Consider the following 3,324-nt stretch of genomic DNA (forward strand, 5'->3'; position numbering starts at 1 on the left):
GCCAAACACCACGCCGGGCACGCCGAGTTCGCGCAATGCCGAGACATCGGCCAGCATCGAGGCATATTCGGTCTCACTGTAGAGAAAATCGCCGCCGCGTGGCCGCACCATGACGTGAAACGGCACACTTGCCTGCTCGAGGGCGGCGCGGACCGTGCCGAGGCTCGGCGTGATACCGCCTTCGATGAGGCTGGCGCATAGTTCGACCCGGTCGGCGCCGGCGGCTTGCGCCGCGAGAAGGCCGTCAATGCCTTCGACACAGATTTCGATCAGCGGAAGGCGGAGAGCTTTGGTCAAGGGGCGATCCAGTCCATGATTTCCCGCCAGCCCTAGCACCGGGCCGGTCGCAGCGAAAGCGCGAACAGCCTTCCGCCTTCGGGCACGGACTTAGCGGTTATTGGCGCAATTCCGTATTCTTCGCGCCTTGCTCGACCTGATCGATCACAAGAAGCTTCACCTCGACATCCCCGATATTGGTGGCCTGATGCCACTGGCCGATCATTTCGATGATGAAATCGCCAGCCTTGTAGGTGTTGCTGATGCCGGTCTCGACATTGGTGACCTTCAGCGTGCCGGCCTGGACATAGGCGTAGCGCGGAAAGGGGTGCCTGTGGACCGGCAAGGTCGCGCCCGACGCGATGTCGTAGGTCGAGACCAGCACCTGCACGCTCTTCTGCGGCAACGTGATCGGTTGGCCGGACGCGGTCGTCGTGCGCGACGCAAGAGGTGTCACGACGACAGGCGTGCCGCTGCTGTCCAGCGCGCGGGCCGGGTTCGCGGAAAAGGCCACCGCGAGCAGCAGTCCGGACATCAAAATTTTTCGCATGATTCGCTCCACCCCTGGCGTCAACATCGCGCAGTGGCCAGCAGCACGCAAGGCAGCGCCTTGGGCACCTGCCTGCCGGCCAAAAATATTTTTGACGTCCCTCTTGAAGGAAAAAAACACGATTACCAGATCGTTTTCCGTCGAGGCTTCGGCTCGACATACTGGCGTCGCAGCGGCGCTGCGACAGCCTCGTAACCCATGTTGCTTCACGGAGGATATGGCTATGAGAAGTTCTGATTATACCCCTCTTTACCGCACAACGGTCGGCTTCGACCGTCTCTTCGATATGCTCGAAAAAAGCGTGCGCTCTGACTGGCCTCCCTACAATATCGAGAAGATTGGCGAGAACGACTATCGCATTACGATGGCTATCGCCGGCTTCGCTCTCGATGAGGTCGAACTCATGCAAAACGGCCCCGAATTGTCTGTCATCGGCCAAAGGAAACCCGACCAGGAAAATCGGGAGGTCCTTCATCGCGGCTTGGCGACGGGCAACTTCAAGCAGGTGTTCAAACTTGCCGACCATGTAAAGGTCAAGGCGGCCAACCTCGAGAATGGCTTGCTGTCGGTGGACCTGATCCGCGAAGTGCCCGAGGAACTCAAGCCTCGGCGCATTGAGATAGGGTCCGAAGCCAAAGCGGTTTCGCTCGAGCAACCCGGCAAGAAGCAGTTGATCGATTCGGATGCGGAGCCCCAGCGCGAGGTCGCCTGATTCCTGGAACCTGGATCTACGGTCCGCCTCCCGGTTCGGCCGGGAGGCACAGTTCGCGGAGAATGGAGATGAGAACCGAAGCCTACAGTTTTCACCAACCTGAACCGAAATATCTTGCCGCGGAATCCGCTGAGTTGCGGACGCCGGATGATGTGCTGAACGAGGAGACGATGACGATCGGTGCAAAGCGGGCTTTGCTCGCTTTCTGGGCTTCCGACGTTCATGCGGTTCCTGACAATCCCGCGTTGCGGCAATTGGACAACGGCGCCATCGTTGAAGTCAGTGACATACTCCGCGCGCTCCACCTCCTGGACGAATCCGGGCGGGAACCGCGTTTTTCAATGTTGCCGTCAGCCGTCAGCCTGTCTTTCGACCGGCGCCGCAGGAAGAGCCGTCTCGGTTGGATGCGGCACCCCTGGCGAGATGACGACGATGATCCGCCGCCAATCCCGGCCTTTGCAACGGTGCCGCCCGGGCGTGGAGGTGGCGGCATGTTGGCCGAGCCGGAGCATGCAATCGCATGATTTCCCGAACCACAACAACCCACCGTGCCGAATGGAGGATTACATGAGTGACAGGACGTTCGACCAACCGGTCCTGGTCAAGAATGGCGAGTTCATTCAAGAAATAGGGTGCCTCGACGACGCGTTCGACTTCTTTGACGAGTGGCCAAGGGAACGGCGGGGTCCGATTTTCGAGACGGCCTTTCGAGCCTGCCAGCGTGCTCACGACGGCCAGGTTCCGCTGACGGTGGCGCGCGATGCCGTCGCCGGCTTCGCAAGATCCGTCAAGATCCTGCAGGACCCGCTTGCTCAGTTTCCTTGGATGGACGGCACAAGGTCAGGTCGCGGTGGGGTTACCGCTTAGCCTTGATAGGGGCGGCGCTACCAGGATGGCCGGGCCTGCATCGTCGTTTTCACATCGCTACAAGGTGATCTGTCCTACCAGTTCACCTTGTAGCGGGGCGGCTCGATCGTTTGTTCGAACTCCTGGTGCGGTTTTTGGCGACTGGCTAGGTCAGCCTCGCAACAGTCAGCGCTAATATAATGTTCGAAGCGTCGCCACAGGAGGTTCAATGGTTTCCGCTATCGCAAGTCAACATCCGCATGTCCCGGAAAAACAAACGGCAGTGGGGAAGCCGCAAACCGGCGAAGGATTTTCGCCGGGCCGCAGCACGGACGCCGTGGGACATCTGGCCAAAATCATGGTTGCCGCAGGCGGCGATATGGATGCTGGCGCGCAAGGCCGCGCGGCATCCAAGATTGCCAGGATGGACATCACGGTTCTGACCGCACCACCCGTAGAAACACCAACAGAGTAAGATATGCTCGTTCGGGCGCCTCCGCGCCGTCATCAGCGGCGTGGGCCGCTCTCGCGGATTACGCCACGGCTCTCAGCGGAGGCTCCGCCATCGTCCCCAGGCCGTCGCATTCCGCGCAGGCGCCCGTCTTTCCGGGGCAGCCGCCCCGATGGGTTCCCTGCGGGCAGCAGTGCCCGTTTGACGCGTGCCACTTGGAGCAGTCGAAAACCCTGCCGCTGCCATGACAGCGCGGGCATTCCATATTCGATGAAATCATACCAATTCTTGCCCAACCCAAACGCACTCGCCCTGCGCCGCAAGTAACAGGAATCATTGCGCTTTCAAGCACATCGCCCTGACTTAAATTGGGGGGATCGACGGATGGCCGGCATCGATGGCGAGCTATTGTTGCGCCGTAATCAGGTTCCCCGTGAAGACCTTGCTCGCCACAAGCCGCGTTGGGCATTGGCCGGCAACAATCGGCTG

General features: G+C 60.4%; 6 protein-coding genes. 4 read left to right on the forward strand and 2 right to left on the reverse strand.

The window, feature by feature from the left end; all coding sequences use genetic code 11:
* Together EN984_RS27605 and EN984_RS27610 are read right to left on the reverse strand one after the other, a co-directional pair.
* Window positions 1–309 (reverse strand): copper homeostasis protein CutC (locus EN984_RS27605; RefSeq protein ID WP_281057348.1); only part of this gene is annotated, 309 nt, incomplete at its 3' end.
* A gap of 85 nt (window positions 310–394) precedes the next feature.
* Window positions 395–826, reverse strand: coding sequence for a cupin domain-containing protein (locus EN984_RS27610; RefSeq protein WP_127268342.1), 432 nt, complete (start codon window positions 824–826; stop codon window positions 395–397).
* Between the two features lie 223 nt (window positions 827–1,049).
* Between EN984_RS27610 and EN984_RS27615 the strand changes: the two genes are divergently transcribed.
* From EN984_RS27615 to EN984_RS27630, 4 genes are all read left to right on the forward strand, one after another.
* Window positions 1,050–1,538 (forward strand): Hsp20 family protein, encoded by a 489-nt coding sequence (locus EN984_RS27615; RefSeq protein ID WP_127268343.1) that lies wholly within the window; start codon window positions 1,050–1,052, stop codon window positions 1,536–1,538.
* Window positions 1,539–1,606: 68 nt separating this feature from the next.
* Window positions 1,607–2,062: a hypothetical protein gene (locus EN984_RS27620; RefSeq protein ID WP_127268339.1), complete on the forward strand. Its 456-nt coding sequence runs from the start codon at window positions 1,607–1,609 to the stop codon at window positions 2,060–2,062.
* A 43-nt stretch (window positions 2,063–2,105) separates the two neighbouring features.
* Window positions 2,106–2,405 carry a DUF982 domain-containing protein gene (locus EN984_RS27625; RefSeq protein WP_127268340.1) on the forward strand — a complete coding sequence of 100 codons (300 nt, stop codon included), beginning with the start codon at window positions 2,106–2,108 and terminating at the stop codon, window positions 2,403–2,405.
* Window positions 2,406–2,613: 208 nt separating this feature from the next.
* Complete coding sequence (locus EN984_RS27630) at window positions 2,614–2,859, forward strand: hypothetical protein (RefSeq protein ID WP_127272080.1); 246 nt, start codon at window positions 2,614–2,616, stop codon at window positions 2,857–2,859.
* The last annotated feature ends 465 nt before the right edge of the window (window positions 2,860–3,324 follow it).

The sequence above is a fragment of the Mesorhizobium sp. M7A.F.Ca.CA.004.12.1.1 genome, from assembly GCF_003997835.1.
Taxonomy (GTDB): domain Bacteria; phylum Pseudomonadota; class Alphaproteobacteria; order Rhizobiales; family Rhizobiaceae; genus Mesorhizobium.

What these genes read in the sequence shown, in the direction of transcription:
- EN984_RS27610 (WP_127268342.1), bottom strand. Translation starts at nt 826, where the DNA reads ATGCGAAAAATTTTGATGTCCGGACTGCTGCTCGCGGTGGCCTTTTCC.
- EN984_RS27615 (WP_127268343.1), top strand. Translation starts at nt 1,050, where the DNA reads ATGAGAAGTTCTGATTATACCCCTCTTTACCGCACAACGGTCGGCTTC.
- EN984_RS27620 (WP_127268339.1), top strand. Translation starts at nt 1,607, where the DNA reads ATGAGAACCGAAGCCTACAGTTTTCACCAACCTGAACCGAAATATCTT.
- EN984_RS27625 (WP_127268340.1), top strand. Translation starts at nt 2,106, where the DNA reads ATGAGTGACAGGACGTTCGACCAACCGGTCCTGGTCAAGAATGGCGAG.
- EN984_RS27630 (WP_127272080.1), top strand. Translation starts at nt 2,614, where the DNA reads ATGGTTTCCGCTATCGCAAGTCAACATCCGCATGTCCCGGAAAAACAA.